This is a genomic window from Microbacterium helvum (assembly GCF_014779795.1).
Lineage (GTDB): Bacteria > Actinomycetota > Actinomycetes > Actinomycetales > Microbacteriaceae > Microbacterium > Microbacterium helvum.
The window spans coordinates 182,585-202,125 of record NZ_JACXZS010000004.1 but is presented as its reverse complement, the minus strand read 5'-3'; the positions used below and the strand labels follow the sequence as shown (position 1 = coordinate 202,125).

Below are 19,541 nucleotides of genomic sequence, written 5' to 3'. Positions count from 1 at the left end.
TCGTCATGCCGGACGAGCGGGTGTCTGACCGGGAATAGACTTCAACAATGGCCCAGCCCGATTCACCCGCAGCTGATAACTCCATCGACATCAAGCCTCGCAGTCGCGTCGTCACCGACGGCATCGAAGCGACGACCTCGCGCGGAATGCTCCGCGCCGTCGGGATGGGCGACGAGGACTGGGACAAGCCCCAGATCGGCATCGCGTCCAGCTGGAACGAGATCACCCCGTGCAACCTGAGCCTGGACCGCCTCGCGCAGGGCGCCAAAGAGGGCGTGCACGCCGGCGGCGGCTACCCGCTGCAGTTCGGCACCATCTCGGTATCGGACGGCATCTCGATGGGTCACGAGGGCATGCACTTCTCGCTCGTCTCGCGCGAGGTCATCGCCGACTCGGTCGAGACCGTCATCATGGCCGAGCGCCTCGACGGCTCGGTGCTGCTCGCCGGCTGCGACAAGTCGATCCCCGGCATGCTCATGGCGTCGGCCCGCCTCGACCTGTCGAGCGTGTTCCTCTATGCCGGTTCGATCGCACCGGGCTGGGTCAAGCTCTCGGACGGCACCGAGAAGGACGTCACGATCATCGACTCGTTCGAGGCCGTCGGCGCGTGTCTCGCGGGCAAGATGAGCGAGGCCGACCTCAAGCGCATCGAGTGCGCCATCGCCCCGGGTGAGGGCGCGTGCGGCGGCATGTACACCGCCAACACCATGGCGTCGGTGGCCGAGGCGCTCGGTCTCAGCCTGCCGGGCTCGGCAGCGCCGCCCTCGGCGGACCGCCGCCGCGACTACTTCGCCCACCGCTCGGGCGAGGCGGTCGTGAACCTGCTGCGTCAGGGCATCACGACGCGCGACATCCTCACGAAGGAGGCGTTCGAGAACGCGATCGCCCTCGCGATGGCGCTCGGCGGCTCGACGAACGTCGTGCTCCACCTGCTCGCGATCGCGCGCGAGGCCGAGGTCGAGCTGAGCCTGCACGACTTCAACCGCATCGGCGACAAGGTGCCCCACGTGGCCGACATGAAGCCGTTCGGCAAGTACGTCATGAACGACGTCGACCGCCACGGCGGCATCCCGGTCATCATGAAGGCGATGCTCGACGAGGGCCTGCTGCACGGGGATGCCCTCACCGTGACCGGCAAGACGCTCGCCGAGAACCTCGCCGAGCTCGACCCGCAGCCGGTCGACGGCAAGGTCATCCACCGCTTCGACGACCCGATCCACGCCACCGGCGGCCTGACGATCCTCCACGGCTCGCTCGCCCCCGAGGGCGCGGTGGTCAAGACGGCCGGCTTCGACGCCACCGTGTTCGAAGGACCCGCCCGCGTGTTCGAGCGCGAGCGCGCCGCGATGGACGCACTCGAAGCCGGCGAGATCACCGCGGGCGACGTCGTGGTCATCCGTTACGAGGGCCCCAAGGGCGGCCCCGGCATGCGCGAGATGCTCGCGATCACCGCGGCCATCAAGGGCGCAGGGCTCGGAAAAGATGTACTACTCTTGACGGACGGACGATTCTCAGGCGGCACAACCGGCCTGTGCATCGGCCACATAGCACCCGAAGCGGTGGACGCTGGTCCCATCGCCTTCGTGCGCGATGGTGATCTGATACGGGTCGATATCGCGGCTCGCACTCTCGACCTACTCGTCGATGAGACCGAGCTGAGCTCCCGCCACTCTGGCTGGGAGCCGCTTCCCCCGCGCTATACCCGTGGCGTCCTTGCCAAGTACTCCCGTCTCGTGCGCTCCGCTGCGGAGGGCGCGACGACCGGTTGAGCTCCTGGCGTCCGACATCCCTCCGACAGGAATCAGAGGATCCCTTCATGTCAGCCGACACCGCCGCCGTTCCCCGGCCGCCAGCCCGCACCGCTTCTGCGCCCGTGCTCACGGGCGCAGAAGCGGTCGTCCGCTCGCTCGAGCTCCTGGGCGTCACTGACGTCTTCGGGCTGCCGGGCGGCGCCATCATGCCCGTGTACGACCCGCTCATGGACGCCGAGGCCGTGCGCCACATCCTGGTGCGCCACGAGCAGGGCGCGGGCCACGCCGCCCAGGGCTACGCGTCGTCGTCCAACAAGACCGGCGTGGCGATCGCGACGTCCGGTCCCGGTGCGACCAACCTCGTGACCGCCATCGCCGACGCGTACATGGACTCGGTGCCGATCGTGTGCATCACCGGTCAGGTCTTCTCGACCCTCATGGGGACGGATGCCTTCCAAGAGGCCGACATCGTCGGCATCACCATGCCGATCACCAAGCACTCGTTCTTGGTGAAGCGCGCAGAGGACATCCCCGGCGCGATCGCCGCCGCCTTCGAGATCGCGTCGACGGGCCGCCCCGGGCCGGTGCTCGTCGACATCACGAAGGACGCGCAGCAGACCGAGGTGCCGTTCGTGTGGCCGCCGAAGATCGACCTGCCGGGCTACCGGCCGGTGACGAAGGCGCACGGCAAGCAGATCCAGGCGGCGGCGCAGCTGATCGCCGAGGCCAAGAAGCCGGTGCTGTACGTCGGCGGCGGCGTCATCCGCGCGCAGGCGTCGGACGAGCTGCGCACGCTCGCCGAGGCGACCGGAGCGCCCGTCGTGACGACGCTCATGGCGCGCGGCGCGTTCCCGGACTCGCATGCGCAGCACCTCGGCATGCCGGGCATGCACGGCACGGTGCCGGCGGTGCTCGCCCTGCAGGAGTCCGACCTCATCGTCGCGCTCGGCGCCCGCTTCGACGACCGCGTCACCGGCAAGGCGTCGCAGTTCGCGCCGCACGCGCAGATCGTCCACGTCGACATCGACCCGGCCGAGATCTCGAAGATCCGCACCGCCGATGTGCCGATCGTGGGCGACCTGAAGGACGTGCTGGTGGACTTGGAAGCGGCGTACCGCACCGCGGCAGCGGGGGAGTCCGCCGACATCTCCGAGTGGTGGTCGTTCCTCGACGGGCTGCGTGACGAGTTTCCGCTGGGGTACGCGCAGCCCACCGACGGATTGATGGCGCCGCAGTACGTGATCCAGCGCATCGGCGAGCTGACCGGACCCGAGGGCATCTACGCCGCCGGCGTCGGGCAGCACCAGATGTGGGCGGCGCAGTTCATCAAGTACGAGCGCCCCAACGCCTGGCTCAACTCGGGAGGCGCCGGCACGATGGGGTACGCCGTTCCCGCGGCGATGGGTGCGAAGGTCGCCGAGCCCGATCGCGTGGTGTGGGCGATCGACGGCGACGGATGCTTCCAGATGACCAATCAGGAGCTCGCGACCTGCGCGATCAACAACATCCCGATCAAGGTCGCGATCATCAACAACTCGTCGCTGGGCATGGTGCGCCAGTGGCAGACCCTCTTCTACGACGGTCGCCACTCCAACACCGACCTCAACACCGGCCACGGCACGGTCCGCATCCCCGACTTCGTGAAGCTGGCCGAGGCGTACGGGTGCCTCGCGCTGCGCGTCGAGAAGGAGGAGGACGTGGATGCCGCGATCAAGACCGCGCTGGAGACGAACGACCGTCCCGTCGTGATCGACTTCGTCGTGAGCGCGGACGCCATGGTCTGGCCGATGGTGCCGCAGGGTGTGAGCAACAGCTACGTCCAGTACGCGCTGGACCACTCGCCCGCCTTTGCCGAGATGGAGGACTGAGACATGACGAGTCACGTGCTGAGCCTCCTCGTCGAGGACAAGCCGGGTCTGCTGACGCGCGTCGCCGGACTGTTCGCCCGTCGCGGGTTCAACATCGAGTCTCTCGCCGTGGGCGTCACCGAGGTGCCGGGACTCTCGCGCATCACGGTGGTCGTGGACGTCGACGAGCTGCCGCTGGAGCAGGTCACGAAGCAGCTGAACAAGCTGATCAACGTGATCAAGATCGTCGAGCTCGACCCCGCCGCGTCGGTCCAGCGCGAGCACATGCTCATCAAGGTGCGCGCCGACAACCAGACACGCTCCAACGTGCTGGAGGTCGTCAACCTCTTCCGTGCGCAGATCGTCGACTACGCGCCCGATGCCGTCGTCGTCGAGGTGACCGGCGACAAGGGCAAGGTCGAGGCCTTCCTGCGCGCCCTCGAGCCGTTCGGCATCAAGGAGCTCGCCCAGTCCGGCCTCGTCGCGATCGGTCGCGGCGGCAAGAGCATCACCGAGCGCGTGCTGCGCGGCTGACCGACCACCGACAAAGACCGAAATCAATCAAGGAGAAACAACGAAGATGGCTGAGATCTTCTACGACGCCGATGCCGACCTGAGCATCATCCAGGGCAAGAAGGTGGCGATCGTGGGCTACGGCTCGCAGGGCCACGCGCACGCCCAGAACCTTCGCGACTCGGGTGTCGAGGTCGTCATCGCCCTCAAGGAGGGCTCGAAGTCCACCGAGAAGGCCCAGGACGAGGGCTTCGAGGTCAAGTCGGTCGCCGATGCGGCCGAGTGGGCCGACCTCATCATGATCCTGGCACCCGACCAGCACCAGCGCGCGATCTACGCCGAGTCGATCAAAGACAAGCTGACGCCCGGCAAGACGCTCGCGTTCGCGCACGGCTTCAACATCCGCTTCGGCTACATCCAGGTGCCCGAGGGCGTCGACGTGATCCTCGTCGCGCCGAAGGCCCCCGGACACACGGTTCGTCGCGAGTACGTCGCCGGTCGCGGCATCCCCGACATCATCGCCGTCGAGCAGGACGCCTCGGGCACCGCGTGGGCGACCGCGCTGTCGTATGCGAAGGCGATCGGCGGCACCCGCGCCGGCGTCATCAAGACGACGTTCACCGAAGAGACCGAGACCGACCTGTTCGGTGAGCAGTCCGTGCTCTGCGGCGGCATGTCGCACCTCGTCGAGTACGGCTTCGAGACCCTGACCGAGGCGGGCTACCAGCCCGAGATCGCCTACTTCGAGGTGCTCCACGAGCTGAAGCTGATCGTCGACCTCATGTGGGAGGGCGGCATCGCCAAGCAGCGCTGGTCGATCTCCGACACGGCCGAGTACGGCGACTACGTGTCCGGCCCCCGCGTCATCGACCCCTCGGTGAAGGAGAACATGAAGGCCGTGCTCGCCGACATCCAGTCGGGCGCGTTCGCCAAGCGCTTCATCGACGACCAGGACGCCGGTGCGCCGGAGTTCCTCGCGCTGCGCGAGAAGGAGGCGCAGCACCCGATCGAGAAGACCGGCAAGGACCTGCGCGCCCTGTTCGCGTGGAAGCAGCAGGACGAGGACTACGTCGAGGGCTCGGCCGCGCGCTGACCCGATCCGCTCCGCTGAAGGCCCGGCTCCCGTTCGCGGGGGCCGGGTCTTCTGCGTGTCACCTGCCGTTCTCCGGTTGCTGAGAGTTTCCTCATCATCCGGCTCTTGTCGCGGGGCTCGCGCGCGTGGTGTGATCCTCGCCATGGGAGAACACATGCCTGACCACGCGTCCGACGATCTCACCCCCGGAACGGAGGATCCGCCGCGGTCGGGCTTCAGCCGTCGCACGCTCCTCACCAGCGCGTCCGCCGCGAGCGTGCTGCTGGCGGCGGGGTGGGCAGGCGCCCCCAAGGCGACAGCCGCGCCGCCCGCGAAGTCCGTCAGGATCGCCATCCTCGGCACCTCCGACCTCCACTCGAACGCGCTGAACTGGGACTACTACAAGGACGCGGCCTACGCGGACAGCGCCAAGAATGCGATCGGTCTGGCGCGCGTGTCGACGCTGGTGAACCAGGTCCGTGCCGAGGTCGGCGCGGACCGCACGCTGCTGTTCGACGCCGGTGACACGATCCAGGGCACGCCGCTCGGGTTCTACTACGCCACGGTCGACCCGGTGACGACGTCGGGTGCGATCCACCCGATGGCCGCTCAGTTCAACGCGATCGGCTACGACGCCGTCGCGCTGGGCAATCACGAGTTCAACTACGGTCTGGGCTACCTCGACAACTGGATCTCGCAGCTCGACGCCCCGGCTCTTGCGGCCAACGCGGTCCATGCGGGGACCGCGGTGCCGCGATTCGAGCCCTTCGTCATCAAGAACATGCACGCGGGCCGGGGGCTGCCCGCCATCCGGGTCGGTGTGCTCGGGCTCACGAACCCGGGTGTCGTGATCTGGGACAAGGCCAACGTGAGCGGGCGTGTCGACGTTCTCGACGTCATCGAATCGGCGGCTCGGTGGGTGCCCGTGATGCGGCGCCGCGGCGTGGATGTGGTCGTCGTGAGCGTGCACGCGGGCGACAGCGGCCTGTCTTCGTACGGCTCGGATCTGCCGGTGGAGAACGCGTCGGCGCTGCTGGCAGAGCAGGTGCCCGGCATCGACGTGATCCTGTTCGGCCACGCTCACAACGACGTCCCGCAGCGGATCGTCGCGAACAGCACGACGGGCGACAAGGTCGTCATGAGCGAGCCGGGCAAGTGGGGACAGCGCGTGAGCCGCTTCGACCTGGACCTGGCGCTCACCGCCGGCAGGTGGAGCATCGTGAGGGCGTCCGCGAAGACGCTCAACTCCAACACCGTCGAGGACGATCCGGCGCTCGTCGCGGTCGTGAAGGCGCAGCACGACGCGGTCGTCGCGTACGTCAACACGGCGGTGGCGACGTCGACCGACGTGCTGTCGGCGGCGGAGTCGTGCTGGAAGGACACGGCGATCCTCGATTACGTGAACCATGTCCAGGTCGAGACCGTCACGAAGGCGATCGCGGGCACGGCTGAGGCATCCCTCCCGATCGTGTCGATCGCGGCGCCGTTCAACCGCGCGGCGACCTTCCCCGCGGGGCAGGTGACCATCAAGGACGTCGCGGGGCTCTACATCTACGACAACACGCTCATGGCCTCGGTGTTTACGGGCGCGCAGATCAAGGACTACCTCGAGTACTCCGCGAAGTACTTCGCCACGGTGGCTCCGGACGCACCGGTGACCCCCGAGGCATGGACGAACGCGTCCGGCACGCCCGACTACAACTACGACCAGTTCTCAGGTGTGACCTACGACATCGACATCTCGCAGGACCAGGGTGCGCGCATCCTGAACCTCGCGTACGACGGACTGCCGGTCGCGGCCGACCAGCGGTTCGTCGTGGCGGTCAACAACTACCGCCAGTCCGGCGGCGGCGGCTTCCCGCACATCGCCACCGCTCCCGTCGTCTACAACGCCCAGGTCGCGATCCGCGAGGCGATCGTCGCGTTCGCCTCGACCGCGGGCGAGATCGATCCGGCCGACTTCCACGTCGTCAACTGGCAGCTGGTGCGCGCAGGCACGCCGGTGTTCTGATCCAGCTCGCGCGGCCCGGTCCTGGTGAAGGGGCCGGGCCGTCGCGCGTCCGGAGAACGGCCGGGGGAGTGCCACCCGGTGACGGGCGACCCGCACGTATCAGCGCGGGCCTGTCCCCGCTCACCAATAAGCACAACGCCGAACCCGGCGAACCCCGAAGGAGAGGAAAGGCCATGGACGCCACCACACCGATCCTGGCCGACCGACTGCACCGCGAGCGCACGGCGGCCCTGATCCGAGAACAACAGATCCGGCGCAGCATCGCCGACCGCGGCCCGCAGCTCACGCCCGAGCGCCCCGGCGCACCCGCGCACACCGGCATCGGACTCTGGCTGCGGGAGCACTTCGCGACACCGCAGCGCCCGCGCTACGCCTGATTCGAGGCCCGCCGCACACGGGGAGCGGCGGGCCTCGCCATGCCCGCCGACGGACGACCGCCGCGCGGTCCCGGCCGGTAGGCTTCACCGCATGTCTGCACTCCACCCCGTCGAGATCGCCGTCCAGGACCCCGCAGGCGCCCGCATCGCGATGGCGGGCGGCGCGACCCGCCTGGAGCTGTGCCAGGCACTCGAGGCGGGTGGGCTGACGCCCTCCCTCGGCCTGCTGGAAGCCGTGCTGACCGCCGTCGATCCCGCGGCCGTGAACGTGCTGGTGCGCCCGCGCGGCGGCGGCTTCGTCTACGACGCCGACGAGGTCGCGATCGTGTCCGCCGACATCCGCGCGTGCGTCGACCGCGGAGCGGGCGGTGTCGTGGTCGGCACGCTCGACGCGTCCGGAGGACTCGACGTCGACACGCTGCGTCGGTGGCGGGATGCCGCCGGCCCGGCGACACTCGTCTTCCACCGGGCGATCGACGCGTCCGCCGATCCGTCGGCTGTGTTCGACGCGCTCGTCGCCGAGGGCGTGGACCGGGTGCTGACGTCGGGCGGAGCCCCCCGCTCGATCGACGGACTTGACATGCTCGCGGCGTTCGCCGCACGGTCGGGCGACGTCGAGGTGATGGCGGGCGGCGGCGTGCAGCCCGCCGACATCGCGGCCCTGTTCGCGGCCGGCGTCGACGCCGTGCACCTCTCGGCCCGTTCCCGCGCCGGCCACGACGCCCCGTCCGGCCCCGGCGGCGGATCGGCGGGCCACGACGTCACCGATGCGGCGACGGTCGCCGACGCGGTGGCCGCCGCGGGCTGACGAGGTATCAGGCGCACGCCGCGGCGCCTCCGCACTCAGGGGCGCTCGCTCCCGCCGAGAAGGTGACGTGAGGAGCCGCCATGAACATCGAACCGTGGAGCACGATCGGCGTCGGGTCGACCGCGCCCATCGTGCCAGGGATCCAGTACCTGCTGCGCGCGCACGGCCACGCCGTCGCCGCGGACGGGGACTATGGTCCGCTGACCGCCGCCGCCGTGACGGCGTTCCAGACCGCGCAGGGCGTCCCCGCCGACGGTGTCGTGGGGCCGGTGACCTGGCCGCGACTGGTGGTGACGGTCCAGCAGGGGTCGTCGGGCGACGCCGTGCGCGCCGTACAGCAGTTCGGGCTCGTCAGGTGGCCCGGCGATGCGCCCCTCGTCGTGGACGGCTCGTACGGGCCCGTCACCGCCGAGTACGTGCGCTTCTTCCAGGAGTCGTGGGGGCTCACGCAGGACGGTGTCGCGGGTCGCGAGACCTGGTCGTTCTTCAGCACCTTCACTCCCGGGCCGCAGCCGTGGGCGCTCGTCAAAGTCGGAGCCACGCAGGACACCAACTGGCGCGTCCTCGCGGCGCAGCACCTGCTGCGCGCGCACGGCGCGACCATCGCCGCCGACGGCGTGTTCGGCCCGCTCAGCGGCGAGGCGGTCCGCACCTACCAGCAGACCCTGCGTGCCGTGGAGGTGTCCACGACGCTCGGGCAGCTCGACTGGCCGCACCTCATCGTGACCGTGCGACAGGGCGACCACGGCGACGCCGTCCGGGCTCTGCAGACGCTGCTCCCCGGGGGCCTCGTCGTCGACGGGGACTTCGGACCGCTGACCGACGCCGCCGTCCGGTCGTTCCAGCAGGTGTTCTTCCCGCCTCCGGACGGCATCGCCGGACCGCAGACCTGGCACGGTCTCATGGTGCGGCTGTTCGACTGACGAAGGGATGCCGGGCCCCGGGCGTTCCCCGCGGCCCGGCTGCGGCATCCATCCGTCCCCCGGCAGTACGCTGGGGAGGTGACGAACGGCCGCGACGACGACGCCCTGTCCTGGGACGGCGACGACGACCCCACGCTCGACGTCGGCGCGTCCCACGACGTCGAGGCCGACGAGACCGAACCGGCTTCCGAGCCCGCGACGGCGCCCGAGCTTCCGGAGGGCTTCACGGCCGTCGGCAAGGGCAGCGAGACGGTCGGTGCCGAAGCGGCGCCGGCGGTCGCCCGTGCAGGCCGGGGGCCCATGGGCAACGGCGAGCTCATCGGCGTCGGCATCCTCGGCGGGGTGTACGCGCTCTTCGCGATCGGCTGGATCATCGGCGGACTGCGCGTGCAGGACTGGCGCCCGTTCCTCGTCACCGACGCGATGTACCAGGGGAGCCTGTGGCTGGCCGTGCTGGCGCCGGTGCTGTGGTTCGCGACGGTGTTCCTGCTCACACGTGCGTCGCGCGCGTGGGTGCGGTTCGCCTGGCTCGCGGCGGGCGTGGTGCTGCTGGTGCCGTGGCCGTTCGTGCTGATCGGGGCGGTGGGGCAATGACCGACGAACACGTGGATGCCGTCACGCCCGCGACCGCGCGTCGTTCGGCGCCGACCTGGCTCGTGGCCACGATCTCGGGCCTCATCGGCCTCTTCTACGCGTACGCGGTGTGGAACGCGATCGGCAACCTGGTGCTTACTCTTGCGGACTTCGGTCGACTTGGGGTATCGCTGAATCTCCTCGGCTGGTTCGTGTGGATCTTCGCGGCACTGTTTCCGCTGCTCGTTTGGGCGGCCGCGTTCGCACTCGGATATCGGCGACCGGCGCACGAATTGCTGCTCATCATGCTCACGGGGCTCGCTCTCGTCGCAGTGTTCTGGCTGAACGTCATCGCGTACACGGTGGGTTACAGCACATCGCTCGTCGGCTGACGCGGGCTGACGGCCGTCACACGGTCAGAGGTGCACAGACACCCGCGATAGGCTGGCCGGTGAGGCCTCGCCCCCGACGGCGTGCGGCGCGGCAACGATCCCATCCGAGCAATGCCGCGTGCTCGCGCGCTGTCACCGAAGGAACACCGTGACGAAGCCTGTCGTTCTGATCGCCGAAGAACTCTCTCCCGCCACGATCGACGCCCTGGGTCCGGACTTCGACGTGCGCAACGTCGACGGCACCGACCGGCCGGCGCTGCTGTCGGCTCTCGCCGAGGCGAACGCCGTGCTGATCCGCTCGGCGACGAAGATCGACGCCGAGGCGATCGCCGCGGCCCCCGTGCTGAAGGTCGTGGCCCGCGCCGGCGTCGGTCTCGACAACGTCGACATCAAGACCGCGACGACCGCCGGCGTCATGGTCGTCAACGCTCCGACGTCGAACATCATCTCGGCCGCCGAGCTCACGGTCGGCCACATCCTGAGCCTCGCGCGCCGCATCCCCGCCGCGCACGCGTCGCTGTCGGGCGGCGCATGGAAGCGCAGCTCCTACACCGGCACCGAGCTGTTCGAGAAGACGGTCGGCATCATCGGCCTCGGCCGCATCGGCGCCCTCATCGCGGCGCGCCTGCAGGCGTTCGACATGCGCGTGGTCGCCTACGATCCGTACGTCACGAGCGCGCGGGCGCAGCAGCTCGGCGTGCAGCTGCTCTCGCTCGAAGAGCTGCTCGAGCAGAGCGACTTCGTCACGATCCACATGCCCAAGACGCCCGAGACGACGGGCATGATCGGCGCCGCGCAGTTCAAGATCATGAAGCCGACCGCCTATGTCGTGAACGTCGCGCGCGGCGGCCTCATCGACGAGGCGGCGCTGCACACCGCGCTCACGACGGGCGAGATCGCCGGCGCAGGCCTCGACGTCTTCACCTCGGAGCCGCCGGCCGAGGGCGGCACCGCTGCGGCGCTGCTGAGCCTGCCGAACGTCGTCGTCACCCCGCACCTGGGCGCCTCCACCGAAGAAGCGCAGGAGAAGGCGGGCGTCTCGGTCGCCAAGTCGGTGCGCCTCGCGCTCGGCGGCGAACTCGTGCCCGACGCGGTGAACGTCGCCGGCGGCGTCATCGACCCGTACGTGCGGCCCGGCATCCCGCTGGTCGAGAAGCTCGGCCAGATCTTCGCCGCGCTCGCGCACTCGCCCCTGACGAGCCTGGACGTCGAGGTGCACGGCGAACTGCAGGCCTACGACGTGAGTGTCCTCAAGCTCGCAGCGCTCAAGGGCGTCTTCACGAACATCGTCAGTGAGACGGTCTCGTACGTGAACGCTCCGCTGCTGGCCGAGCAGCGAGGCGTGGACGTGCGCCTGCTCGTCGACGACGACAGCCCCGAGTACCGCAACGTCATCACGCTGAGCGGGGCGCTGTCGGACGGCTCGCAGCTGTCGGTCTCGGGCACGCTCACCGGCACCAAGCAGGTCGAGAAGCTGGTCGCCATCAACGGCTACGCGATCGAGCTGCCGATCGAGACGAACCACATCGTCATGCTGTACACCGACCGTCCCGGCATCGTCGCGGTCTACGGTCAGCGCTTCGGCGACGCGGGCATCAACATCGCCGGCATGCAGATCGCGCGTCAGGCCGCAGGCGGCCAGGCGCTGTCCGTGCTCACGGTCGACTCTCCCGTGCCGGATGGTCTGCTCGACGAGGTCCGCGCGGCGATCGACGCCGACCTGTTCCGTCAGATCGAGATCACCGAGTCCTGATCCGAGTGGATGCCTCGTCCTTCCGCCTTCGCAAGGCCGAGGGACGAGGCATCCGTCGTATCGGATCGGATCAGTCGCGCACGGTGCGTTCGACCAGGGCGACGAGCGCGTCGAGCGCCGCGCCGTTCGGCACGACGGTGAGCGGCGCGTCGCCGCCCAGGGCGTTGTTGAAGTAGAGCCCGTCGCTCACGAGCATGACGAGGTCGAGCGCCGCTGCATCGCGCGTGTGGGGTCGCAGCGCGTCCTCCCAGCGGGAGCGCATGTCATGCAGGGCCGCGATCGCCGGGGCGTTGCCGGACTGCGCCAGCCGTGATGCCGCGATGATCGCGCGATCGAGCGGCTCGTCGTCCATCACCGACGACCGCAGGAAGTAGGCGACGGGGCCCTCGGGGGCTGCGGCGATCGCCGCGAGGTCGGCGTCGACGAGATCCGACAGACGGGCGATGAGCGCTGCCTCCATGGCCTCCTTCGTGCCGAAGTGATACAGCAGACCGCCTTTCGAGACGCCGGCGGCGCGGGCCGCGGCATCCATCGTCGCCGCACGTTCGCCGTCCTCGATGAGGATGCGCTCGAAGGCGTCGAGCACCTTCTCGCGGGCGAGGGGAGGGCGGCTCATGGCCTCGATGGTATCGACAGGCGGTGCGGCATCCTGTTACTATACCGGCTGGACGGTATAGAAATGATGACTCTCACTCAGGAACTCTCGCTCGCCGACGCCCAGGGGCGGAAGGTCGGCTGGCGCGGCTGGGCGGCGCTGATCGTGCTCATGCTGCCGGTGCTGCTCGTCTCGGTCGACAACACGGTGCTGAGCTTCGCGCTGCCCGAGATCGCACTCGACCTCGAGCCGTCGAGCACGCAGCAGCTGTGGATCATCGATGCCTATCCGCTCGTGCTCGCAGGTCTGCTCGTGACGATGGGGACGCTCGGCGACCGGTTCGGACGCCGCCGGATGCTGCTCATCGGCGCGACCGGCTTCGCGGCGGTGTCCGTGCTCGCCGCGTTCGCACCCACCGCGGCGCTGCTCATCGCGGCGCGCGCCGGCATGGGCGTGTTCGGAGCCATGCTGATGCCGTCCACGCTGTCGCTGCTGCGCAGCATCTTCACCGACCGCGACCAGCGGCGTCTCGCGATCGCGGTGTGGGCCGCCATGTTCTCGGCCGGCGCCGCGCTCGGCCCGATCGTCGGCGGGCTGCTGCTCGAGCACTTCTCGTGGGGCTCGGTGTTCCTGCTGTCGGTGCCCGTGCTCATCCCGCTGCTGATCCTCGCGCCGCTGCTCGTGCCCGAGAGCCGCGACCCGCGACCCGGCCGGATCGACCCGCTCAGCATCGTGCTGTCGATGGCGACGATGATCCCGATCGTCTACGGCATCAAGGAGCTCGCCGCGCACGGCTTCGGGGTGAGCGCCTGGCTCCCGGTGCTGGTCGGCTTCGGATTCGGCGTGCTGTTCGTGCGCCGTCAGCTGCGGGCGCAGAGTCCCATGCTCGACATGCGTCTGTTCGGGCTCGGCACGTTCACCGGCGCGCTGCTGGTGAACCTGCTGAGCGTGATCGCGCTCGTAGGCTTCCTGTTCTTCGTCGCGCAGCACCTGCAGCTCATCGTGGGGCTCACGCCGCTGCAGGCCGGTCTCGCGCTCGTGCCTGGCCTTGTGATGATGATCGTGTCGGGCCTGGCGGTCGTGCCGATTTCGAAGAAGTGGCCTGCCCGTGCGGTGATCCCGGTGGCGCTGATCTTCTCGGTCGCCGGCTACGTCACCGTCGCGTTCGCGACGGGGCCCGACAGCATCGCGGCGCTCGTGGCGGCGTTCGTGTCGCTCGGCATCGGCATCGGCGCCGCCGAGACCGTGTCGAACGAGCTCGTGCTCGCCAGCGCTCCGCCGGCGAAGGCCGGTGCCGCCAGCGCGGTCTCCGAGACCGCGTACGAGCTGGGCGCCGTGCTCGGCACGACCGTGCTCGGCGGCATCCTCACCGCGCTGTACCGCACCAACCTCGTGATCCCGGCCGGAGTCCCGGATGCCGCGGCCGATGCCGCCTCAGAGACCCTCGCAGGCGCCGTGCACGCTTCGGAGGCGATCGGCGGGTCGACGGGCACCGCACTGTTCGACGCGGCGGCGAGCGCGTTCGACGCCGGGGTCACCGTGACGGCGCTCATCGGAGCGGCGCTCGTCGTGATCGCGGGGGTCATCGCGGCCACTACCCTGGGAGAGTCCCGCCAGAAGTCGTAGGAGCACCATGTCGCGTGTCGTGAAGCTTGCCGTCATCCCGGGTGACGGCATCGGTCCCGAGGTCATCACGGAAGCCGAGAAGGTGCTGGATGCCGCCACCTCCGGCGGCGACGTCCGGTTCGAGCGGACGCGGTTCTCGCTGGGGGCGGCGCGCTTCCTCGAGACGGGCGAGACGCTGACCGACACCGACCTCGACGCGATCCGCTCACACGACGCGATCCTGCTCGGCGCCGTCGGGGGAGTGCCCGGCGACCCGCGACTGAAGGACGCGAACATCGAGCGCGGGCTCCTGCTCAAGCTGCGGTTCGAGCTCGACCACTACGTGAACCTGCGACCCTCGAAGCTGTACCCCGGCGTGCCCGGACCGCTTGCGGCACCCGGCGACATCGACTTCGTCGTGGTGCGCGAGGGCACCGAGGGCCCGTACGTCGGCAACGGCGGATCGATCCGCACCGGCACGCCGCATGAGGTCGCCAACGAGACATCGGTCAACACGGCGTTCGGAGTCGAGCGCGTGGTGCGCTACGCGTTCGAGCTCGCCGAGCGCCGCAGCAAGAAGCTCACCCTCGTGCACAAGACGAACGTCCTCGTCCATGCCGGCGGGATCTGGAAGCGTCTGGTCGACGAGGTGGCACTGGAGCACCCCGACGTCGCCGTAGACTATCTGCACGTCGACGCGGCAACCATCTTCCTGGTCACGAACCCGGGCCGCTTCGATGTGATCGTCACCGACAACCTCTTCGGCGACATCCTCACGGACCTGGCCGGCGCCGTCACCGGTGGCATCGGCCTCGCCGCTTCGGGCAACATCAACCCCGACGGCGCGTTCCCCTCGATGTTCGAGCCCGTGCACGGTTCGGCGCCTGACATCGCGGGCCAGCAGAAGGCCGATCCCACGGCCGCGATCCTCTCGGTCTCGCTGCTGCTCGACCACCTCGGGCTGCACGACGAGGCTCAGCGCGTCACCGCCGCCGTCGAGGACGACATCGCGAACCGCGGCACTGCACCCCGAACGACGACCGAGATCGGCGACGCCATCGCCGCCCGCGTCTCGGCTTAACCTGTATACGTCGCCGCACCGACGGAGGATGCACCCATGACCACCGAACTCCACCTTCAGGCGCCCTCGGCCTCGGGCCTCGTCTGGAACGTCGTCCCCGACGCCGAGCCCACACCCGACGCCGAGCGCGAGGCGATCCTGGCCGACCCCGGCTTCGGTCAGCACTTCACCGACCACATGGTCGACATCTGCTGGTCGGAGAAGGGCGGCTGGCACCGTCCGCGCGTGCAGCCCTACGGTCCCATCCCGCTCGACCCGGCAGCCGCTGTGCTGCACTACTCGCAGGAGATCTTCGAGGGTCTGAAGGCCTACCGTCACGCCGACGGCTCGATCTGGACCTTCCGCCCCGACCGCAATGCCGCCCGCCTGCAGCGCTCGGCACGCCGACTCGCCCTGCCGGAGCTGCCGGCGGAGTACTTCCTCGAGTCGCTGCGCGAGCTCATCGCGGTGGACGGCGCGTGGGTGCCGACCGCTCCCGAGACGAGCCTGTACCTGCGTCCGTTCATGTTCGCCAAGGAGGCGTTCCTCGGTGTCCGCGCTGCCAAGAAGGTCGCGTACTACCTGATCGCCTCACCCGCGGGCGCGTATTTCACCGGCGGCGTGCAGCCGGTGAACATCGCGCTGTCGACCCGCTACTCGCGCGCCGGGCACGGCGGCACCGGTGCGGCGAAGACCGGCGGCAACTACGCGTCGAGCCTGCTGCCGCAGGCCGAGGCGTACGAGAAGGGCTGCCAGCAGGTGCTCTTCCTCGATGACGGCTACATCGAAGAGCTCGGCGGCATGAATCTCGTGCTGGTGACGAACGACGGCCGGCTGATCACCCCCGAGTCCGACTCGATCCTCGAGGGCATCACGCTCGCGTCGATCCTGCAGCTCGCCGAGGACCGCGGCCTCACGGTCGAGCAGCGCAAGGTCACGATCGACGAATGGCGCGAGGGCGCAGCCGCCGGCACCATCGTCGGCGCGTTCGCGTGCGGCACGGCCGCGGTGGTCGTGCCGATCGGCAAGCTGATCGCCGACGACTACGAGATCGTGCACGAGGGCGACGCGTCCTCGGAACTGGCGCTCTCGCTGCGCGAGGAGCTGACCGGGATCCAGTACGGCCGCGTCGAGGACCGCCACGGCTGGATGGTGCGCCTCGACGGCTGAACGCCGGATCGCACGAAGCCCCCGCGGGTCGCACCCGCGGGGGCTTCGTGCATCCTCGGCCGCCGGCATCCGTCGCGGTCACTGTAGGCGAGGCGCCGTACTCCGGAGTGAGACGCCGCACCGCGGTCGACGAAGCGCGGCGGGCCGTGCACGAGTGCGGCGTCGGGCCCGAGGCGCGCGGGAGCGCGCTCCAGGCTAGGGTGATTGCGTGAGGATCGCGCGCTTCAGCCACAACGACGCCATCAGATACGGGATCGTCGACGAGGGTGAGCTGGTCGTCCTCGAGGGCGACCCGATGTTCGCGGGCTACGACACGACGGGCGAGCGCGTGCCGCTGGCCGACGTGGCACTGCTGGCTCCCGTGATCCCCCGCTCGAAGGTCGTCGCTGTGGGCCGCAACTACCGCGATCACGCGGCGGAGCTCGGCAACGACGTCCCGACGGCGCCGATGCTGTTCTTCAAGCCCAACACCTCGGTCATCGGGCCGGGTGACGTCGTGGCGCTGCCGGCGGGCTCGGACTTCGTCAGCTTCGAGGGCGAGCTGGCGGCGGTCATCGGCCGCATCGCCAAGAACGTGCCCGCCGACCGTGCGCTCGAGTACGTCTTCGGGTACACGATCGCGAACGACCTGACGGCGCGCGACTGGCAGAAGAGCGACGGCCAGTGGGCCCGCGCCAAGGGGTTCGACACCTCCTGCCCGCTCGGCCCGGCCATCGAGACCGAGTTCGATCCCGCCGGCGACGCCGTCATCACCACCCGGCTCAACGGCGAGGTGCGCCAGCAGGGTCCGATCAGCGACATGATCTTCTCGCTGGCCGACGTCATCGCGTACGCGTCCGCGGCGTTCACGCTGCTGCCGGGCGACGTCATCCTGACGGGCACCCCGGCCGGTGTCGGCCAGATCGTCGCGGGTGACACCGTCGAGGTCGAGATCACCGGCCTCGGGACGCTGCGCAACAGCGCGCGTGATGCCTGACGCTGCAGCAGCCGCCGCGGTCCCGTCGGCCGACGAGGTCGCGCGCATCCAGCGGCGCACCGTCTGGGTGCTCTCGCTCGGACAGGTGCTCGGCGGCCTCGCGTTCGGTGCGACGCTGTCGCTGGGCGCGGTGCTCGCTGCCGAGCTGTCGGGCAGCGACTCCCTGTCGGGGCTGGCCGCGGCATCCATCACCCTCGGGACGGCGCTGACGGCCGTCCCGCTCGCCGCGATCGCCCGCCGCCGGGGCCGGCGACTGTCGCTCACGGCGGGCATGGCCGTCGCACTCGTCGGCGTCGGACTGGTGATCCTGGCGGTCGCCGTGCAGGCGTTCCCGCTGCTGCTGATCGGCTTCGCGATCATCGGCGCGGGTCAGGCCGCCAACCTGCAGTCGCGCTTCGCGGCGGCGGACCTGGCGACGGATGCCTCCCGCGGACGGGATCTGTCGATCGTGGTGTGGGCGACCACCGTGGGCGCGGTGCTGGGGCCCAACCTGGTCGGTCCGGGCGAGGTGCTCGGCGACGCGATCGGCATGCCCGCGATGACCGGTCCGTACCTGTTCACGGTGGTGGCGCAGCTGCTGGCCATCGTGCTCTACGCGACGTCGATGCGGCCAGACCCCCTGCTGCTCGCACAGCGCGTCACAGCGAGCACGCCGGCCGCGGCTCGGGGGATCGCCCGCGCAGACCGACCCGTGGCCGCGCGTTACGCGATCTTCGCGGTCTCGGCCGCGCACGGCACGATGGTGTCGATCATGGCGATGACGCCGGTGCATCTCACGCACCTCACCCACGGCGATTCCGATGCGGCGACCCTGTCGATCATCGGCCTGACGATAAGCCTGCACATCGCGGGCATGTACGCGCTGTCGCCCGTGTTCGGCATCCTGTCCGACAGGGTCGGGCGGGTGCCCACCATCCTCGTCGGCCAGGTGCTGCTCGCCGCGGCGCTGCTCACGGCGTCATTCGGGCAGAGCTCCACGGTCGCCGTCACCGTCGCGCTCGTGCTCCTCGGCCTCGGGTGGAGCGCCTCGACGGTCGCCGGGGCGACGCTCCTCGTCGAGTCCTCATCCGAAGAGCAGCGCACCCGGCGTCAGGGCATCAGCGACTTCACCATGAGCGTCGTCGGCGGCGTCGGGGCCATCGCCGCGGGCGCGGTGCTGGGCGGGATCGGCTACGGCGGCCTCGCGCTGGTCGTGATGGTGCTGGTCGCGGCCTCGGTCGTGATGGCCCCGCTGGGGTGGCGGGCGTCGCGGCGGTCCGCGTCCGCGTCGGCGGAGAAGGTGGGGACCGATGGCTGACTGGTCGGACGTCGGCGAGGCCTACGCGGCCTCGTTCGCGGTGCTGTGCGCCGGGTCGGTCGACGCCGTGCTCGACGAGGCCGCGGCGCGCACCGGCGGGCGGGTGCTGCTGGACGTCGGCACGGGACCCGGCACCGTTGTGGCGGCCGCTGTCGCGCGAGGATGGGATGCCGCCGGCGTGGACGCTGCCGAGTCCATGATCGCCACCGCGCGCAGCCGCCATCCCGGCCTGCCCTTCTTCGTCCGTGCGCTGCCGCGTCTGGGCCTCGAGGACGAGACCGCGGATGCCGTCACGGCGAACTTCGTCCTGAACCATGTTCCGGATGCCCGAGAGTCGGCCGGCGAGCTCGCCCGCGTGGCGAAGCCGGGCGGCGTGGTCGTGGCCACGATCTGGCACGGGGTCGTGAGTCCGCTCCGGCCGATATGGGACGCCGTGCTGGACGCCGCCGGGCTCGACCGCCCCGCCGACAAGACCTTGCCGCCCGACAAGGACTTCGGGCGCGACGCCGACGGCGTCGCGGCGATGTTCCGCGACGCGGGTCTCGCCGACGTGCGGGCTCGGATCGTCGCGTGGGACTTCGCGTTCACCCCCGACGAGCTGTGGATCGGAGTCGAGGGCGGGGTCGCCACCGTGGGCGGCATCTATCGCGCGCAGGATGCCGCCACGCGGGGTCGGATGGCTGCCGCCTACCGCCGGGTCACAGACGAGCTGGCCGGTTCCGGCGGACGGGTGACCGTGCCGCACCGGGCTGTGCTGGTCTCGGGCCGCCCCTCCTGATCCGTCCCCTCACCGGCACCTTCTCACCCCGTGACCGGTG

The 19,541-nt window shown here is 70.1% G+C and carries 18 protein-coding genes; 17 read left to right on the top strand and 1 reads right to left on the bottom strand.

The features are described 5' to 3' along the window. Nucleotides 1-47: 47 nt before the first annotated feature. The 11 genes from ilvD (at nt 48) to serA (ending at nt 12,020) form a co-directional block, all read left to right on the top strand. Nucleotides 48-1,769 carry a dihydroxy-acid dehydratase gene (gene ilvD / locus IF188_RS07935; RefSeq protein ID WP_191171239.1) on the top strand — a complete coding sequence of 574 codons (1,722 nt, stop codon included), beginning with the start codon at nt 48-50 and terminating at the stop codon, nt 1,767-1,769. A gap of 47 nt (nt 1,770-1,816) precedes the next feature. Then, nucleotides 1,817-3,619 (top strand): acetolactate synthase large subunit, encoded by a 1,803-nt coding sequence (locus IF188_RS07930; RefSeq protein ID WP_191171238.1) that lies wholly within the window; start codon nt 1,817-1,819, stop codon nt 3,617-3,619. A gap of 3 nt (nt 3,620-3,622) precedes the next feature. Next, the gene (gene ilvN, locus IF188_RS07925) at nt 3,623-4,132 is read left to right on the top strand and encodes an acetolactate synthase small subunit (RefSeq protein WP_191171237.1); all 510 of its coding nucleotides are present in this window, start codon (nt 3,623-3,625) and stop codon (nt 4,130-4,132) included. Between the two features lie 46 nt (nt 4,133-4,178). Further along, nucleotides 4,179-5,204, top strand: a complete 1,026-nt coding sequence (gene ilvC / locus IF188_RS07920; protein WP_191171236.1) for a ketol-acid reductoisomerase — start codon at nt 4,179-4,181, stop codon at nt 5,202-5,204. Between the two features lie 154 nt (nt 5,205-5,358). After that, nucleotides 5,359-7,194 (top strand): bifunctional metallophosphatase/5'-nucleotidase, encoded by a 1,836-nt coding sequence (locus IF188_RS07915; RefSeq protein ID WP_191171235.1) that lies wholly within the window; start codon nt 5,359-5,361, stop codon nt 7,192-7,194. 173 nt (nt 7,195-7,367) lie between these two features. Then, nucleotides 7,368-7,571, top strand: a complete 204-nt coding sequence (locus IF188_RS07910; protein ID WP_191171234.1) for a hypothetical protein — start codon at nt 7,368-7,370, stop codon at nt 7,569-7,571. 91 nt (nt 7,572-7,662) lie between these two features. Then, on the top strand, nt 7,663-8,379 hold the full coding sequence (locus IF188_RS07905) for a copper homeostasis protein CutC (protein WP_191171233.1): 717 nt from the start codon (nt 7,663-7,665) through the stop codon (nt 8,377-8,379). A gap of 80 nt (nt 8,380-8,459) precedes the next feature. After that, entirely contained in the window at nt 8,460-9,302 is an 843-nt protein-coding gene (locus tag IF188_RS07900) for a peptidoglycan-binding domain-containing protein (protein ID WP_191171232.1), read from the top strand. 78 nt (nt 9,303-9,380) lie between these two features. After that, on the top strand, nt 9,381-9,896 hold the full coding sequence (locus IF188_RS07895) for a DNA polymerase III subunit gamma/tau (protein WP_191171231.1): 516 nt from the start codon (nt 9,381-9,383) through the stop codon (nt 9,894-9,896). After that, on the top strand, nt 9,893-10,267 hold the full coding sequence (locus IF188_RS07890; RefSeq protein ID WP_191171230.1) for a bacitracin resistance protein: 375 nt from the start codon (nt 9,893-9,895) through the stop codon (nt 10,265-10,267). Before IF188_RS07895 ends, IF188_RS07890 begins: the two co-directional genes overlap by 4 nt. Before the next feature lie 148 nt (nt 10,268-10,415). Beyond that, nucleotides 10,416-12,020 (top strand): phosphoglycerate dehydrogenase, encoded by a 1,605-nt coding sequence (gene serA, locus IF188_RS07885; RefSeq protein WP_191171229.1) that lies wholly within the window; start codon nt 10,416-10,418, stop codon nt 12,018-12,020. Between the two features lie 70 nt (nt 12,021-12,090). Here serA and IF188_RS07880 read toward each other — a convergent pair whose 3' ends face one another. Beyond that, entirely contained in the window at nt 12,091-12,636 is a 546-nt protein-coding gene (locus tag IF188_RS07880) for a TetR/AcrR family transcriptional regulator (RefSeq protein WP_191171228.1), read from the bottom strand. Nucleotides 12,637-12,699: 63 nt separating this feature from the next. Between IF188_RS07880 and IF188_RS07875 the strand changes: the two genes are divergently transcribed. The 6 genes from IF188_RS07875 to IF188_RS07850 all read left to right on the top strand — a co-directional run bounded on the left by IF188_RS07875 (nt 12,700) and on the right by IF188_RS07850 (nt 19,501). Continuing rightward, nucleotides 12,700-14,241 carry an MFS transporter gene (locus IF188_RS07875; RefSeq protein ID WP_396652747.1) on the top strand — a complete coding sequence of 514 codons (1,542 nt, stop codon included), beginning with the start codon at nt 12,700-12,702 and terminating at the stop codon, nt 14,239-14,241. Nucleotides 14,242-14,248: 7 nt separating this feature from the next. After that, nucleotides 14,249-15,301 carry a 3-isopropylmalate dehydrogenase gene (locus tag IF188_RS07870; RefSeq protein WP_191171227.1) on the top strand — a complete coding sequence of 351 codons (1,053 nt, stop codon included), beginning with the start codon at nt 14,249-14,251 and terminating at the stop codon, nt 15,299-15,301. Between the two features lie 36 nt (nt 15,302-15,337). Beyond that, the gene (locus tag IF188_RS07865) at nt 15,338-16,450 is read left to right on the top strand and encodes a branched-chain amino acid aminotransferase (protein ID WP_191171226.1); all 1,113 of its coding nucleotides are present in this window, start codon (nt 15,338-15,340) and stop codon (nt 16,448-16,450) included. 208 nt (nt 16,451-16,658) lie between these two features. Continuing rightward, nucleotides 16,659-17,426: a fumarylacetoacetate hydrolase family protein gene (locus IF188_RS07860; protein WP_191171225.1), complete on the top strand. Its 768-nt coding sequence runs from the start codon at nt 16,659-16,661 to the stop codon at nt 17,424-17,426. After that, nucleotides 17,419-18,723 carry an MFS transporter gene (locus tag IF188_RS07855; protein ID WP_191171224.1) on the top strand — a complete coding sequence of 435 codons (1,305 nt, stop codon included), beginning with the start codon at nt 17,419-17,421 and terminating at the stop codon, nt 18,721-18,723. Before IF188_RS07860 ends, IF188_RS07855 begins: the two co-directional genes overlap by 8 nt. Continuing rightward, nucleotides 18,716-19,501 carry a class I SAM-dependent methyltransferase gene (locus IF188_RS07850; RefSeq protein ID WP_191171223.1) on the top strand — a complete coding sequence of 262 codons (786 nt, stop codon included), beginning with the start codon at nt 18,716-18,718 and terminating at the stop codon, nt 19,499-19,501. The genes IF188_RS07855 and IF188_RS07850 overlap by 8 nt, the downstream gene beginning before the upstream one ends. The last annotated feature ends 40 nt before the right edge of the window (nt 19,502-19,541 follow it).

Coding starts and splice junctions, on each gene's coding strand:
- IF188_RS07915 (WP_191171235.1), top strand. CDS start 5,359: ATGCCTGACCACGCGTCCGACGATCTCACCCCCGGAACGGAGGATCCG.
- IF188_RS07930 (WP_191171238.1), top strand. CDS start 1,817: ATGTCAGCCGACACCGCCGCCGTTCCCCGGCCGCCAGCCCGCACCGCT.
- IF188_RS07875 (WP_396652747.1), top strand. CDS start 12,700: ATGATGACTCTCACTCAGGAACTCTCGCTCGCCGACGCCCAGGGGCGG.
- IF188_RS07865 (WP_191171226.1), top strand. CDS start 15,338: ATGACCACCGAACTCCACCTTCAGGCGCCCTCGGCCTCGGGCCTCGTC.
- IF188_RS07905 (WP_191171233.1), top strand. CDS start 7,663: ATGTCTGCACTCCACCCCGTCGAGATCGCCGTCCAGGACCCCGCAGGC.
- IF188_RS07855 (WP_191171224.1), top strand. CDS start 17,419: ATGCCTGACGCTGCAGCAGCCGCCGCGGTCCCGTCGGCCGACGAGGTC.
- ilvN (WP_191171237.1), top strand. CDS start 3,623: ATGACGAGTCACGTGCTGAGCCTCCTCGTCGAGGACAAGCCGGGTCTG.
- IF188_RS07870 (WP_191171227.1), top strand. CDS start 14,249: ATGTCGCGTGTCGTGAAGCTTGCCGTCATCCCGGGTGACGGCATCGGT.
- IF188_RS07880 (WP_191171228.1), bottom strand. CDS start 12,636: ATGAGCCGCCCTCCCCTCGCCCGCGAGAAGGTGCTCGACGCCTTCGAG.
- ilvC (WP_191171236.1), top strand. CDS start 4,179: ATGGCTGAGATCTTCTACGACGCCGATGCCGACCTGAGCATCATCCAG.
- IF188_RS07850 (WP_191171223.1), top strand. CDS start 18,716: ATGGCTGACTGGTCGGACGTCGGCGAGGCCTACGCGGCCTCGTTCGCG.
- ilvD (WP_191171239.1), top strand. CDS start 48: ATGGCCCAGCCCGATTCACCCGCAGCTGATAACTCCATCGACATCAAG.
- IF188_RS07890 (WP_191171230.1), top strand. CDS start 9,893: ATGACCGACGAACACGTGGATGCCGTCACGCCCGCGACCGCGCGTCGT.
- IF188_RS07900 (WP_191171232.1), top strand. CDS start 8,460: ATGAACATCGAACCGTGGAGCACGATCGGCGTCGGGTCGACCGCGCCC.
- IF188_RS07910 (WP_191171234.1), top strand. CDS start 7,368: ATGGACGCCACCACACCGATCCTGGCCGACCGACTGCACCGCGAGCGC.